This is a genomic window from Mycolicibacter sp. MU0083 (genome assembly GCF_963378075.1).
Taxonomy (GTDB): Bacteria; Actinomycetota; Actinomycetes; order Mycobacteriales; family Mycobacteriaceae; genus Mycobacterium; species Mycobacterium kokjensenii.
Genome location: NZ_OY726394.1, coordinates 3,907,751 through 3,921,557, shown reverse-complemented (window position 1 = coordinate 3,921,557; position 13,807 = coordinate 3,907,751). Strand labels below are relative to the sequence as shown.

The 13,807-nt window shown below is 68.2% G+C and carries 16 protein-coding genes and 2 tRNA genes; 7 read left to right on the top strand and 11 right to left on the bottom strand.

The features are described from left to right. Positions 1-17: 17 nt before the first annotated feature. The gene (locus RCP38_RS18430; protein ID WP_308474344.1) at positions 18-1,229 is read left to right on the top strand and encodes a TerC/Alx family metal homeostasis membrane protein; all 1,212 of its coding nucleotides are present in this window, start codon (positions 18-20) and stop codon (positions 1,227-1,229) included. Here RCP38_RS18430 and RCP38_RS18425 read toward each other — a convergent pair. Genes RCP38_RS18425 through RCP38_RS18415 form a run of 3 tightly spaced genes read right to left on the bottom strand, consistent with a single transcriptional unit; the run spans position 1,205 to position 3,155 of the window. Next, on the bottom strand, positions 1,205-1,669 hold the full coding sequence (locus RCP38_RS18425) for a DUF4334 domain-containing protein (protein WP_308474343.1): 465 nt from the start codon (positions 1,667-1,669) through the stop codon (positions 1,205-1,207). The genes RCP38_RS18430 and RCP38_RS18425 overlap by 25 nt on opposite strands. A 12-nt stretch (positions 1,670-1,681) precedes the next feature. Beyond that, positions 1,682-2,095, bottom strand: coding sequence for an SRPBCC family protein (locus RCP38_RS18420; RefSeq protein WP_308474342.1), 414 nt, complete (start codon positions 2,093-2,095; stop codon positions 1,682-1,684). Positions 2,096-2,108: 13 nt separating this feature from the next. Further along, positions 2,109-3,155: a pyridoxal phosphate-dependent aminotransferase gene (locus tag RCP38_RS18415; RefSeq protein ID WP_308474341.1), complete on the bottom strand. Its 1,047-nt coding sequence runs from the start codon at positions 3,153-3,155 to the stop codon at positions 2,109-2,111. 101 nt (positions 3,156-3,256) lie between these two features. Between RCP38_RS18415 and RCP38_RS18410 the strand changes: the two genes are divergently transcribed. Both RCP38_RS18410 and RCP38_RS18405 read left to right on the top strand, forming a co-directional pair. Continuing rightward, positions 3,257-3,345 (top strand) — tRNA-Ser (locus tag RCP38_RS18410). Between the two features lie 37 nt (positions 3,346-3,382). Then, positions 3,383-3,455, top strand: a tRNA-Arg gene (locus RCP38_RS18405). A gap of 164 nt (positions 3,456-3,619) precedes the next feature. On the opposite strand, the gene RCP38_RS18400 is transcribed toward RCP38_RS18405, so the two are convergent. The 8 genes from RCP38_RS18400 to RCP38_RS18365 form a co-directional block, all read right to left on the bottom strand. Next, positions 3,620-4,366, bottom strand: coding sequence for a hypothetical protein (locus tag RCP38_RS18400; RefSeq protein WP_308474340.1), 747 nt, complete (start codon positions 4,364-4,366; stop codon positions 3,620-3,622). A 7-nt stretch (positions 4,367-4,373) separates the two neighbouring features. Next, positions 4,374-5,099: a hypothetical protein gene (locus RCP38_RS18395; protein ID WP_308474339.1), complete on the bottom strand. Its 726-nt coding sequence runs from the start codon at positions 5,097-5,099 to the stop codon at positions 4,374-4,376. Next, on the bottom strand, positions 5,096-5,365 hold the full coding sequence (locus tag RCP38_RS18390) for a hypothetical protein (protein WP_308474338.1): 270 nt from the start codon (positions 5,363-5,365) through the stop codon (positions 5,096-5,098). The genes RCP38_RS18395 and RCP38_RS18390 overlap by 4 nt, the downstream gene beginning before the upstream one ends. A gap of 9 nt (positions 5,366-5,374) precedes the next feature. Continuing rightward, positions 5,375-6,127 carry a hypothetical protein gene (locus RCP38_RS18385; protein WP_308474337.1) on the bottom strand — a complete coding sequence of 251 codons (753 nt, stop codon included), beginning with the start codon at positions 6,125-6,127 and terminating at the stop codon, positions 5,375-5,377. A 28-nt stretch (positions 6,128-6,155) separates the two neighbouring features. Then, positions 6,156-6,464, bottom strand: a complete 309-nt coding sequence (locus RCP38_RS18380) for a hypothetical protein (protein ID WP_308474336.1) — start codon at positions 6,462-6,464, stop codon at positions 6,156-6,158. A gap of 67 nt (positions 6,465-6,531) precedes the next feature. After that, positions 6,532-7,788 carry an amidohydrolase gene (locus RCP38_RS18375; RefSeq protein WP_308474335.1) on the bottom strand — a complete coding sequence of 419 codons (1,257 nt, stop codon included), beginning with the start codon at positions 7,786-7,788 and terminating at the stop codon, positions 6,532-6,534. Beyond that, entirely contained in the window at positions 7,785-8,783 is a 999-nt protein-coding gene (locus RCP38_RS18370; protein WP_308477414.1) for a phosphotransferase family protein, read from the bottom strand. Before RCP38_RS18370 ends, RCP38_RS18375 begins: the two co-directional genes overlap by 4 nt. A gap of 50 nt (positions 8,784-8,833) precedes the next feature. Beyond that, positions 8,834-9,178, bottom strand: coding sequence for a nuclear transport factor 2 family protein (locus RCP38_RS18365; protein ID WP_308474334.1), 345 nt, complete (start codon positions 9,176-9,178; stop codon positions 8,834-8,836). A gap of 75 nt (positions 9,179-9,253) precedes the next feature. Here RCP38_RS18365 and RCP38_RS18360 point away from each other — a divergent pair, with 75 nt between their 5' ends. The 4 genes from RCP38_RS18360 (at position 9,254) to RCP38_RS18345 (ending at position 13,784) form a co-directional block, all read left to right on the top strand. Beyond that, the gene (locus RCP38_RS18360) at positions 9,254-9,958 is read left to right on the top strand and encodes a response regulator transcription factor (RefSeq protein WP_308477413.1); all 705 of its coding nucleotides are present in this window, start codon (positions 9,254-9,256) and stop codon (positions 9,956-9,958) included. Next, a complete protein-coding gene (locus RCP38_RS18355) occupies positions 9,936-11,450 on the top strand; it encodes a sensor histidine kinase (protein WP_308474333.1) in 1,515 nt (504 codons plus the stop codon). The genes RCP38_RS18360 and RCP38_RS18355 overlap by 23 nt, the downstream gene beginning before the upstream one ends. A gap of 277 nt (positions 11,451-11,727) precedes the next feature. Next, entirely contained in the window at positions 11,728-11,862 is a 135-nt protein-coding gene (locus RCP38_RS18350; protein WP_308474332.1) for a hypothetical protein, read from the top strand. A 44-nt stretch (positions 11,863-11,906) separates the two neighbouring features. After that, on the top strand, positions 11,907-13,784 hold the full coding sequence (locus tag RCP38_RS18345; protein WP_308474331.1) for an alkyl/aryl-sulfatase: 1,878 nt from the start codon (positions 11,907-11,909) through the stop codon (positions 13,782-13,784). Positions 13,785-13,807: the final 23 nt, after the last annotated feature.

Here is a 13,807-nt window from a genome sequence, read left to right as displayed (position 1 = left end):
CATAACGTGGGTGACGTATGAACGTTTCTGGGTGGGTCTGGGCGCTGACGATCATCGGCCTGCTGGGGCTGCTTGGATTCGACTTCTTCGGCCATGTCCGCAAGGCACACGTCCCGACGTTGCGGGAAGCGGCGATCTGGTCGGCCGGCTACGTCGGCATCGCGGTGCTCTTCGGGGTGGGGATCTTGGTGTTCGGCGGGATGGCCGCCGGCGGGGAGTACTTCGCGGGGTATCTGACCGAGAAGGCGCTGTCGGTCGACAACCTGTTCGTCTTCCTGGTGATCATGGCCGGCTTCCGGGTGCCGCCGGCCGATCAGCAGAAGGTGCTGTTGTTCGGGATCGTGTTCGCGCTGGTTGCCCGGACCGGCTTCATCTTCCTGGGCGCGGCTTTCATCGAGACCTTCGCGTGGGCGTTCTACTTCCTGGGGTTGATCCTGTTGCTGACGGCGGGCAGCATGCTGCGCTCGGCCAGCGGTGACGAGGCCCTCAAGGCCGACAACGTCGCGATCAGGCTGGCCAAACGGGTCATCCACACCAGCGAGCACTACGACGGCGACAAGCTGTTCACCATCGTCGACGGCCGCCGCGCAATGACCCCGATGCTGTTGGTGATGGTCGCCATCGCCGGCACCGACGTGATCTTCGCGCTCGATTCACTGCCGGCGATCTTCGGCCTCACCCGCGACACCTACATCGTGTTCACCGCCACCGCGTTCTCGCTGCTGGGGCTGCGGCAGTTGTACTTCCTGCTGGAAGGTCTGCTGGACCGGCTGGTCTACCTGTCCTACGGGCTCGCGGTGATCCTCGGCTTCATCGGCGTGAAGCTGATCCTGCACGGCCTACACGAGAACAACGTGCCGTTCATCAACTCCGCCGAACCGGTCGATGTCGTCGAGATCGGCACCGGGGTGTCGCTGCTGGTGATCGGGGGCGTGCTCGCGGTCACCGTCGCCGTCTCGCTGCTGAGCCGACGCGGCCGCGGCCAGGCCGCGATCGCCAACGCCAGGCGATACGCCACCGCCTACCTGGACACCGGGGCCGAGCACAGCACCGCCGAACGGGAACGGATCTACGCGCGACTGCTCGACGAATGCGATCAGATCGTGGAACTCGATCCCGGCGACGGCCGGCTGGTCCGTGACGACCCGGCGCTGATCGATCTGCTCGACCGTGCCACCGCCGACCGGCTACGTGATCCCGACGGTCAGTCCCGCTCGAGGAAGAAGTAGAAGTACCGGCCGTTGTCCAAGACTCCCGCCTTGCCGTTCATGATGCCCAGCACGGTGTCGTCGTCGACGCGCTTGAAGTGGTCGTGGGTGGGCTGGCCGTCGTAGACCATGGTCGCCACCATTTCGCCGCGGAACTCCTCGGTCCACAGGCTCGCCTCGCCCTTGCCCAGCTTGACGTTGGAGAACTTGTTGCCGTCGTCGTCCAGGCAGACCAGCGGCTGCACGTCGGTGATCGACTTGAACGTCTTGCCGTACCAGCGGGCCTTCTCCAACAGGCCGTTCATCTTGTGGCCGGTGACGAACTCGCCGCCGCGCCACTCCCCGATCATCTGCTCCAGGGTGGCCGGCGGCAGCGTCGCCCAGAATGCGTCGAGCTCGGCGTCGGCGATGGTGTCGGTGCGCGCCCGGAGCGCGTCGAACGTCGTGCGTGCGTCAGTCATCGGGGGATCTCCTTATCCGGCCTTGTTCACGGCCCGCTTGAGGCCGAACAGCAGTCCGTTCGCCAACATCGAGGCCACCAGCGGCAACGAGTTGTCGGCGCTGACGGTGTAGCTGATCTGGGTTCCGGCTCCGGCCGGCGCCAGCGTCACCTCGCCGACGTAGTTGCGGAACGGCACACCCTTGACGCCGCGGTAGCTCAGCCGCCGCTCCGGTTCGAAGGCGATGATCTCCTCCACCAGGGGAGCCATCCCCGGCACCGCCTGGATACGACGCTGCGCGCCCACCCCGTTGGGCTCGGGGGCGCCGGGCGTGATCACGGTGATCTTCAAACCGGGCGCCCAGGAGGACATGCCCTCGTAGTCGGTGAGCACGGCCCACACCTGGGCCGCCGAAGCGGCGACGGTGGCAGTCGCGGTCGCGTGCATAACGGTTCCTTCCTCAGCGATACGTCTGTGCGAACCGTAACAGTGCGTCGTTCTCCTCCGGCGCGCCGATACTGACCCGCACACCGTCCTCGCCGTACGGGCGCAGCACCAGACGGGCCGCCGCGGCCGCCGCCACGAAGTCCGCAGTGCGCTCGGCCAGCGGCAGCCACACGAAGTTGGACTGCGAATCCGGCAGCTCGAATCCGGCGTCGCGCAGGGCCGCCGACACCCGGACCCGTTCGGCGACCACCGCGTCGGTGCGCGCCAGCAGTTCGTCGGCGGCGTCCAGCGAGGCGATCCCGGCGACCTGGGCCACGCTGGACACCGTGAACGGCACATAGACCTTGCCCAGGGCGGTGATGATCTCCGGGGCGCCCACCGCGTAGCCCAGCCGCAGCCCGGCCAGCCCGTAGGCCTTCGAAAAGGTTCGCAACACAACCACGTTGGGGTGCCTGCGCACCAGGCCCAGGCTGTCGGGCAGCAGGCCGTCGCGGATGTACTCCACATACGCCTCGTCGATGGCGACCAGGATGTGCGGCGGCACCGCGGCCACGAACGCCGCCAGCGCGTCGGGGTCGACGACGGTGGAGGTGGGGTTGTTCGGGTTGCAGACGAAGATCAGCCGGGTGCGGTCGGTGATGGCGGCCAGCATCGCGTCCAGGTCGTAGGTGTGTGCGCGCAACGGCACCTGGACCGGGACGGCGCCGGCGGTGCGCACCTGCAGCGGGTAGATCTCGAAGCTGCGCCAGCCGAAGATCACCTCGTCGCCGGCGCCGGTGCTGATCTGGATGAGCTGCTGGCACAGGCTCACCGACCCCGCACCGGCCGTCACATGCTCGGGCCCGAAGCCGACGTGTTCGGCCAGTCGGGCGCGCAGCGCCGCGTAGCCGTTGTCCGGGTAGCGGTTGATGGTCGCCAGGGCGGCCTCGACGGCTTTGACCACGCTGGGCAGCGGCGGCAGCACCGTCTCGTTGCTGGCCAGTTTGATCGATCCGGGGACGGTCTTGCCTTCGACGTAGGCCGGCAGCGCGGCCATCTCCGGGCGCAGGTGGACGGTCACGGACCACAGCATATGTGTGCTGTTCGCAGGGCATGACGGCGCGGCAATGACCCCGCGGTTTTAGAACTGGGGCAGTGATCCGGTACCCTCAACGAGTTCGAGGAGGCGTGCCAGAGCGGCCGAATGGGACTCACTGCTAATGAGTTGTCCTCTTTACGGGGGACCGGAGGTTCAAATCCTCTCGCCTCCGCAACGGCCGGGCTTGCTCGACCGACAACTGAAGACCGGCGCCCGTAGCTCAACGGATAGAGCATCTGACTACGGATCAGAAGGTTGGGGGTTCGAATCCCTTCGGGCGCACCGTGTTAGTACCAGGAAAGCCCCGGCTCCGGCCGGGGTTTTCCCGTTCGCGGGCTTACTAGAACTCGTTCACTTTGCATCCAGGGCGGGCCCTACTCGCACTTTTGCGCCCTGAGCGCAGCGTCAACGGGGGGAATGCGGGCTGCGCCCACAGTCAGCGTGGACTACGGGCGGACCACCGGGGCGTTGGCGGTGAACCAGGCGGTCTTCTCCTGCCACGACCGCGTCAGCCCGTAGGCGAAGACGCCCACCGACAGGCAGATGCACGCCCAGATCGCCGGGCCGGCGTAGTGCCCGAACAAGATCGAGATGACGGCCACGGCGAGCGCCGCCACCGCGAACAGCATCGCCACCACGTACAGGGTCAGCGTCGCCTTCGCTCGCGGGTCGTGCCGGAGCGCCAGCAACAGCCGGTTGACGTAGGCGCTCATGAACAGCACGATCGCGCCGGACGTCGCCTCGTAGACGGTCAGCCAGATGTCCCCGCTGAGGGTGGTGAACATGTCCGGCACGGCACCGCGTTCGGACTTGGCGAACGTCACCAGCAGCACCGTGACACCCAGCCCGAGCGGTACCAGTAGATGTTTGCGCATGATCGGCAGCACATTCGCGGGATCGGTCAGCCGAACCAGCATGTGGTAGACGTTCGCGAGCACCCCCACCAGCAGGCACAGCCATCCGACCAACTGCTGGAGGTTCCAGAACCCCGTCACCGTGTGCAGTGCCGGGCCCAGCTCGTCGCCGGCCCACGGGGTCAGCAGCAACAGTGCCAGCCCCTCCATGGCGATGGCTAAGGTCGCGCCGGCCTCCCAGCGTGACCACCAGGTGTCGCGGCGTACCCACAGGCAGTACGCCACCATCGTGAGCGTGCCGGCGATGAACGCAGAGGTGATGAAATCGGCACTGACCATGAGCCGTTCACCGTCCGCCCGCTACCGGGGTGAACCAGGAACTCTTCGCTTTCCAGGATTGCGCCGACCCGAAGGCGAATGTCGCTACCGCCATGCAGATGCAGAACCAGATGCCGGGAGTGGCGTCGTCTCCGTCGACCCAACTGGAGCCCACCACGATCAGGCACGCCGCGGTCGCAAACGCCATCGATACCAGGAAGATGTCGATGGTGGATTTGGCCCGCGGGTCGTGACGCAGGGTCAGCATCAGCCGGGAGACGTAACCGCTCAGGTAGATCACCAGCGCGCAGCCCACGATCTCGTACAGCATCATCCACGCGTCATTGCTGGGAGCGGCGAAGATGTCAGGCTGGTACTGCTGATCGGAACGCAGGTATGCCGGGACCATTACCGCCAAGCATAGCGAAATCGGGATCAGCAGCTGCCGACGCATGATCATTCGCACCTGATCGTGGTCGGCCATCCGCACCAGCATGTGGTAAATGTTCGCGGTCACCGCCACGATCAGGCCCAGGTGGCCGAGCAGTTGCGGAACGTTCCACACTCCGAGGCTGCGGTGTATCTGCAGCCCGATCGTGCGACTGGCCCACGGCGACATCAGCACCAGTGCGCAGGCCTCGAGTGCCAGCGCGAAGCTGGCGGCGTTCTCCCAACGCGACCACCAGGTGTCGCGGCGAACCCACAGGCTGTACAGGACCAGCGCGACGGTGGCGCCGATCATCGCGCCGATCATCGGGCATCACTCACCTTCGCCCGATTCTCGGCGTCGAACCAGCACTGGATGGCGAAGACGTCCGCGCAGGGCGGGATCATCGGGCGGGGGCGCACCGGCATACGAACGATAGTGGCGGTGATGGCCGCGATCAGGAACAGTTGGCCCGGCATCTGTGGCAGATTCCACAGCGCGCACCCGATCAACACGACCGCGCAGGTGGCGCGGCGACCTCGGAGGCTATCGGCGACGATTACCGGTGGCGCGGCAATGAGTGCTGAGACCATTGCGCGTTCTCACGACATTGCTTGCGGGGGCTTGGCTTCCGGCATCGCGCGCCCGTTGTGGGCGAACCAGGCGGTTTTGGCCTTCCAGGAGCGGGCCGAGCCGTAGGTGAAGATAGTCATGGATACGCACGCGCACAACCAGACCAGGGTGCTGACGTCGGCGTCGATCCAGGTGGTGCTGATCTGCGCCACCAAGCCCGCGAGCGCGAAGGCCGCCGACGCCGCATAGAGCTCGATGGTCTCCTTGGCCCGCGAATCCGATCGCAACACCAGCAGCAGCCGGGTCGCATAGCCGGACAGATAGATGAGCAACAGGCACAGTGTCACCCAGTACGCGTCCAGCCAGGGGTTGCCGCTGGCGGTCGCGAAGCCGTCGGGGTGATAGCCGGCGTCGGCGGCGACGAACAGTCCGATCAGCACGACCGCGCCCACGTGTACCGGTAGCACCACCTGCCGCCGGAACATCGGACGGGCTCTGCGGTAGTCGGTCATCCGCGGCAGCATGTGATAGATGTTCGCCGCGATCGCGACGACGAAGCAGAGATGACCGGCCAACTGCTGGACGTTCCACAGTCGCACGGCCCGGTGCAGCAGCGGCCCGAAATGGTGCGCAGCCCAAGGCGACATCAATGCCACGGCACACGTCTCCAGTGCGATGGCCACGGTCACGCCGATCTCCCAGCGTGACCACCACGTGTCGCGACGCACCCAGAGGCTGTACAGGGCCACCAGCATGGTGGCACCCACGAAGGCCGACGTCATGCGTCGACGGTACTTCTCGGAGACCGCGCTAGACGGGCGGTTTGTCCAGATCCGCCTTGAGGTCGCCGAGGCGCAGCGGCCGCGACGACTCCTCCAGGTACTCGGTGACGGAGTCGTGTTCGATCAAGCCGAACCGCACCTGCAGGTCGACGGGATTGAGCCCGAAGTACCTGGCGACGCGGATCAGATTGTCGGCACTGATCAGCCGTCCCTCGTGGGCCGCCTTGTAGTAGGCGGACTTGCGGTACCCGAATGCCTCGTAGACCTCGGTCGCGCCGAGCGGCCGGCCCACGAGGTAGGGCAACACTACGGTTGGGTCTTTGTGACGATCGTCCACAGCAATAAACCTTAGCTCGTTCTTGTGGACCGCACAAGTATTTTAGCAACTCCGGGGAGCGTAATTACTACGACGGCCTACTGGAAGTAAGCAAAAATAGCATTACACGGGCCACAATCTTGGTACCGACGGGTATTGCGGAGAGGTCGACTACATAATCCGGCGAATGTGGCGCATAGGGGAAGGTTTGTCCCCTCGCCGCAGACTCTGCGTAGACCTGAGCGTCGGCAACTCCCAGCAGAAGATAGGCCAGCGGCACCTCGTGGTGGGGTCCTTTGAGCAGATGGCAATCCTCCGAGCCGGTCAGCGCCGGCAACTGCCGCACCACGTTCGCGGCGCCGAGCATGCCCTCCAGGGCGCCCGCCACCCGCTCGGTCAGCGCGGCGTCGTTGACCAACGGCCCGGCGCCGCCGGCGAGGGTGATCTCCGGCAGCAACTCGTCGGGCATGTCGTAGCTGCGCGCGATCCCGGTACAGATCGCCCGGATGCCGGCGAGCATCTGCTCGCGCACGGCGGGATTGAGCCAGCGCAGGTTGACCTTGAGCTCCGCACGATCCGGGATGACGTTGTAGGCGGTACCGGCCTGGATCGCGCCGACGGTCAACACCGCGGTCTCACTGGGCGAGACGGCCCGACTGACGATGCTCTGGAACTGCACGACCGCCTGAGCGGCCATCAGCACCGGATCGCGGGCGTACTGCGGCATCGATCCGTGCCCGCCGACACCGTGGAAGACGATGTCGATCTGGTCGGTGCCGGCCAGTTGTTCGCCGCCCTCCGCGGCGACCATGCCCACCGGGATGGGCGCGGTGTGCACCGCGACGAAGGCGTCCGGGCGGGGTGCCACGTCGTAGAGGCCCTCGTCGATCATGTGCTGGGCACCGCGGGTCGGTTCCCCGGCGGGCTGCCCGACCAGCACCGCCGTGCCCGACCAGGAGTCGGTGGTCTCGGCGAGCACCTTGGCCAGCCCGAGCATCCAGGTCACGTGCGCGTCGTGGCCGCACAGATGCCCCAGTTCGGGATTGGCGCTGGCGTAATCCAGGCCGGTGGCCTCCGGAACCTCCAGCGCATCCATGTCGGCGCGGTACATCACCACCGGGCCGGGGCCGTTGGCCAACACCCCCACCACGCCGGTGCGGGCGATCCCGGTGGTCACCGTGTACCCGAGGTTGCTGAGCGCCTGCGCGACGATCCGCGCGGTGCGGACCTCGGCGAAACCCAGTTCGGGATTGCGGTGCAGGTCCTTGAAGATGTCGGTCAGCCGGCGGGTGTCGGCCGTGACGATCCGGTCGATGGTCTCGATCACCTCGGGCGAGACGGTCATGCCGCACCCGCCATCCAGGTCTGGGCCCGGTCGAACAGCCAGACCGCGGCCTCGTGCAGTTGTTCGCCGACCTCCTGCTGCGCCATACCGGCCGAGGCCCGGGCCAGCGTCCCCTCGATCACGATCGCCAGCTTGAACGCCGCCATCACCTTGTACCAGTCCAGGTGCGTCAGGTCGCGATCACTGCCCTCGGCGTAGCGCTGCACTAGTTCGGCGGGGGAGGCCAGTCCGTCCATGCCGGTCAGGGTGTGGCTGAACACGCTGGAACCGTCGTCTTGGCGCCACGTCGCCAACAGCCAGCCCAGATCCAGCAGCGGATCGCCGATGGTCGACATCTCCCAGTCCACGATCGCCGCGACCTGCGGCCCGGTGGGGGAGAACATCACGTTGGCCGCGTGGTAGTCGCCGTGCAGGATGCCCGGCCGCCACGACGTCGGCACGTTGGCCTGCAGCCAGGCGGCGACCTCGTCCAGGCCGGGCAGGTCCGGGCCCGGATAGTTCTCGAACTGCCGGTAGGAATCCAGCTCCGCCAGCCACCGCGGCACCTGACGCTCCAGGAAGCCGTCCGGTTTGCCGTAGTCGGCCAGCCCCACCGCGACATGGTCGACGGCGCCGAGCTTGGCCAGGGATTCGGCCATCGACAGTCCCATCCCGTGCCGGACCGTCGCATCACCGGCGTGCAGGGCGGGCAGTTCGCCGCTGGCGTTGAACCCCTCGACGGGCTCCATCAGATAGAACACCGCGTCCCCGAGCACGGCGGGGTCGTCGCAGACCGCGATCAGCGGCGGGTGCGGCACGTCGGTGCCGGTCAGCGCGGACAGCAGGCGGGTCTCCCGCAGCATGATCGCGTTGCTGCGCGGCCGCAGGTGCCGCGGACCGCGCCGCAGCACGTAGCCGCGGTCGGCCCGGGTGAACCGCAGCATGACGTTCTGGGTTCCGCCGGCCAGCTCGGTGATGTCTTCCAGCGGGCCCTCGCCCAGTTGCCGATCCGACATCCATTGCGCCACCGCTTCGAGGTCCACGGAGCCTGAACCTACCCGGTGCGTCAGGCTTTCGAGCGGGCTTGCTGGGAGATGGTCTGCACCCGGATCGTGTCGTCGCCGAACAGGAAGGTGTCCACGCCGTCGACGGCGAAAGCCGGTGCGTCCAGCGTCCACTCCAGCAGTAGCGCATCGCCGTGGTAGGTCTGCGATTTGACGGTGAACTCCGCACCGGACAGCGCCGAGGCCAGTTGGCCGAACGCGGCCCGGATGCCGCCGAGGCCCTGCGCGACGCCGGCGGCGGTGATCAACGCCGACTCGTCGTCGTAGTCGACGAGTAGTTCCTCGACGTCCTGGGCGAGCAGGGCGGCGAGGTGGTGGTCGAAGATTTCCTGGGGTGTGCGTGCCATCCGATGAAGATAGCGGGGCGACCGACATACTGGAACGCGATGACTGCGTCACGGGGATCGGCGGAACGTGTCGTGATGTCGCGCGCCGACGGCAAGCCGGTGACCGTGCTGGTGGTCGACGACGAGCCCGTGCTGGCCGAGATGGTGTCGATGGCGCTGCGCTACGAGGGCTGGAACACCACCACCGCCGGTGACGGCGCCGCGGCGATCGCGGCGGCCAAGGCCGAGCGCCCCGATGCGGTGGTGCTCGACGTGATGCTGCCCGACATGAGCGGCCTGGACGTGCTGACCCGGCTGCGCGAGATCAACCCGCTGCTGCCGGTGCTGTTCCTGACCGCCAAGGACGGGGTGGAGGACCGTATCGCCGGGTTGGCCGCCGGCGGCGACGACTACGTCACCAAGCCGTTCAGCATCGAAGAGGTGGTGCTGCGGTTGCGCGCGCTGCTGCGCCGCACCGGGATCAGCACCGCAGACTCCGGAGCCCAGATCGTGGTCGGGGATCTGGTCCTCGACGAGGACTCCCACGAGGTGACCCGCGGCGGTGACCCGATCACGTTGACGTCCACCGAATTCGAGTTGCTGCGCTACCTGATGCACAACGCCAAGCGGGTGTTGTCCAAGTCGCAGATCCTCGACCGGGTGTGGGACTACGACTTCGGCGGCCGGGCCAACATCGTCGAGCTCTACATCTCCTACCTGCGGAAGAAGATCGACAACGGCCGCCCCCCGATGATCCACACGCTGCGCGGCGCAGGGTATGTGCTCAAGCCGGCTCCCTGACGCGCCGCACACCGGCGCGTGGCGTAACTGGTCGCTGCGGTCCCGGTTGCTGGTCGGGCAGATCGCCCTGCTCACCCTGGCCTGCCTGGGCATCGGCGCGGTCACCGAACTGGCGCTGTACCAGTACCTGGTCGGCCAGCTCGACCATCAACTCCAAGACGCCGCGCGCCGCTCGTCGCGGCTGCACGCCCAACCGCCGCCACCGCCGGGGCGCCGCCAGCACCGGCCGCGGCCGGGCCCGGGCCCGGACTTCCTCGACGCCCCCGGCCAGCAGGCCGGAATGGTCGGCGCCGTGCGGGAACCCGGCGGGGGCGACGACGTGGCCGATGCCGGCTATCTGAGCATCTCGGGGCTGCGGGAGGACCTGAGCCCCACCGCCACGGCGCAGTTGGCCGGCGTCACCCTCGGCGCGGCCCCGGTGACCCGCCGCTTAGACGGCATCGGCCGCTACCGGGTGGTCGCGACCGAATCCCGGCACAGCGACGACGTGATCGTCACCGGGCTGCCGCTGGCGCCCGTCGAGGACACCCTGGTGCGGGTGCTGCTGATCTTCGGGCTGCTGACCCTGGTCGCGGTGGCCGCGGTGGCCAGCGCCGGCAGCGCGGTCATCCGGCGGGCACTGGCCCCGCTGCGCCGGGTCGCCCAGACCGCCGGCGAAGTCGCCGACCTGCCGCTGGACCGCGGCGATGCGACGCTGCCGGTGCGGGTCGCCGAATCCGACTCCAACTCGCGCACCGAGGTCGGACAACTCGGTGCCGCGGTCAACCGGATGCTCGAGCACATCGCGACCGCGCTGGCCACCCGGCAGGACAGCGAGACCCGGGTGCGCCAGTTCGTCGCCGACGCCAGCCACGAGCTGCGCACCCCACTGGCCGCGATCCGCGGCTACACCGAGCTGGCCCAACGGATCCCGGTCGCCGACAGTGCCGACGCGCAGGCCCTGACCCACGCGCTGAGCCGGGTGCAGTCCGAAACCGAGCGGATGACCCAGTTGGTGGAGGACCTGCTGCTGCTGGCCCGGCTGGACTCCGGCCGGCCGCTGGAGCACGAACCGGTCGATTTGTCCCGGCTGGCGGTCGACGCGCTCAGCGACGCCCACGTCGCCGGCCCGGATCACCGCTGGCAGCTGGATCTGCCCGACGAGCCGGTGACCGCCCCCGGCGATGCGGCCCGGCTGCATCAGGTGCTGACCAATCTGCTGGCCAATGCGCGGGTGCACACCGGCGCCGGAACGGTGGTGACGCTCAGCGTCGAGGTGGACGGCGACGACGCGGTGCTGCGGGTCGCCGACGACGGCCCGGGCATTCCGGCGGAGTTCCTGCCGGAGATCTTCCAGCGCTTCGCCCGCGGCGACACGTCGCGGTCGCGCAAGGGCGGCAGCACCGGCCTGGGGCTGGCGATCGCCACGGCGGTGGTCCGGGCGCACCGCGGCAGCATCGCCGTCACCAGCGAACCAGGCCGCACCGAGTTCACCGTCCGCCTGCCCCGCTAGCCCTCCCCACTCGCGAACGTGCGTGTCTGCCCGGCGACACGCCGCTTTCGCCGTACAACTGCGCACGCTCACCAGCCGGGTTTACGCCCCAGGCCCACCGGGTAGGCGCACCGGATGAATCCCGAACCGCCACCCGGACCGGCCCGGCCGCAAGAAGCGCCGGAGCGCTTGGCCCCCGCCGAGCCGCCGGAGCGCTTGGCGCCCGAAGAAGTCCCGGAGCGCTTGGCCCCCGAGCGCGACCCGGAACCGCCCGACAACCCCGCGACGAGGTGAGCCCATGCGTGCTGAAGAAGGCGACGAGTCGATCCGCGATTACGCGCACCAGGCGCGAGAAACCCGAGAACGAGTCGGCCATCCCACCTGGTCGGCCCGACTGCGTCACGCGTGGAACACGTTCCGGCGACGCCGCTGACCTAAAACCGCCCCCGCGGCCGCATCGATGGCAAGCTGTGCGCCATGGAACGCCAGCAGGTCCCGGTCAGCCCGACGATCGAAGCCGCCCACGCCGCCCACCTGTCCGCGTTGCCCTTCGCTGACACAACGGATTTCGCCGACGCCGACCGCGGCCTGATCGCCACGCTGAGTCCGTGCGTCATCACCGCCGCCGATGGCCGGGTGGTCTGGGACAACGACAGCTACGACTTCCTCGCCGGCGACGCGCCGACTTCGGTGCATCCGTCGCTGTGGCGGCAGTCCCAACTCGCCGCCAAACAGGGCCTCTACGAAGTCGTCGAGGGCATCTACCAGGTGCGCGGCTTCGACATCTCCAACATCACCTTCGTCGAGGGCGACACCGGGATCATCGTCATCGACCCGCTGATCTCCACCGAGGTCGCCGCCGCCGCGCTGGCGCTCTACCGCGAGCACCGCGGCGGGGACCGCCCCGTGGTCGCGGTGATCTACACCCACAGCCACGTCGACCACTTCGGCGGCGTGTTGGGCGTGACCACGCAAGCCGACGTCGACGCCGGTCGGGTGGCGGTGATCGCCCCGGAGGGCTTCATCGAGCACGTGGTCGCCGAGAACGTCTACGCCGGACCGGCGATGCTGCGTCGCGCCGGCTACATGTACGGCACCATGCTGCAGCGCGGCCCGCAGGGACAGGTCGGCTGCGGCCTGGGGCAGAACACCTCGACCGGCGAGGTATCGGTGATCGTTCCGACCGTCACCATCACCGAGACCGGACAGACCCGCATCGTCGACGGTGTGCAGATCGAGTTCCAGATGGCACCCGGCACCGAGGCCCCGGCCGAGATGCACTTCTACTTCCCGCAATTCCGTGCCCTGTGCATGGCCGAGAACGCCACCCACAACATGCACAACCTGCTGACCCTGCGCGGCGCGCTGGTGCGCGACCCCCGGGCCTGGGCCGGATACCTCACCGAGGCCATCGACACCTTCGCCGGCCGCGCCGACGTCGTCTTCGCCTCGCACCACTGGCCCACCTGGGGAACCGAGCGGATCTCCGAATACCTTGGCCTGCAACGCGATCTGTACGCCTACCTGCACGACCAGACGCTTCGACTGCTGAATCAGGGCTACACCGGCGTCGAGATCGCCGAGCGGTTCCAGCTGCCCCCGGCGCTGGAGCACGCCTGGCACGCCCGCGGCTACTACGGCTCGGTGAGTCACAACGTCAAAGCCGTCTACCAGCGTTACCTCGGCTGGTTCGACGGCAACCCGGCGCGACTGTGGCCGCACCCGCCCGAGGCGTTGGGCCCGCGCTACGTCGCCGCCATGGGTGGACCCGACCGAGTGGTGGAACTCGCCGAAGAAGCCTTCGAACAGGGCGATTTCCGTTGGGCGGCAACGCTGCTCGACCACGTCATGTTCACCGAACCCGATCATGCCGGGGCACGCGCCCGCTATGCGGACACCCTCGACCAGCTGGCCTACGGCGCCGAGAACGCCACCTGGCGCAACTTCTTCCTGTCCGGGGCCACCGAACTGCGCACCGGGAAATTCGGCACCGCCGGGCAGGTCGGCTCCCCGGCGTTGATCGCCCAGCTCAGCGTCGAGCAACTCTTCGACAGCCTGGCCATCCGGGTCAACGGCCCCCGCTGCTGGGACCTGGACCTGGCCCTCGACGTCGTCTTCGCCGACACCGGCGACAATCACCGCCTAACCCTGCGCAACGGGGTGCTGGTGCACCGCAAGGCGCCCGCGGACCCCGACAGCGCCGACGCCACCGTCACCGCGGCCGGCAAACTCGCCATGCTGGGGGCGCTGTCGGGCAGCGGGACGCTGGAGGTGTCCGGGGATCAGAGCGCCTTGCCGAAACTGTTGACGGTGCTCGACGCCCCGGACCCGAATTTCAACATCGTCACCCCGTGACGGCGGTTCCAACTGGGCCTTTA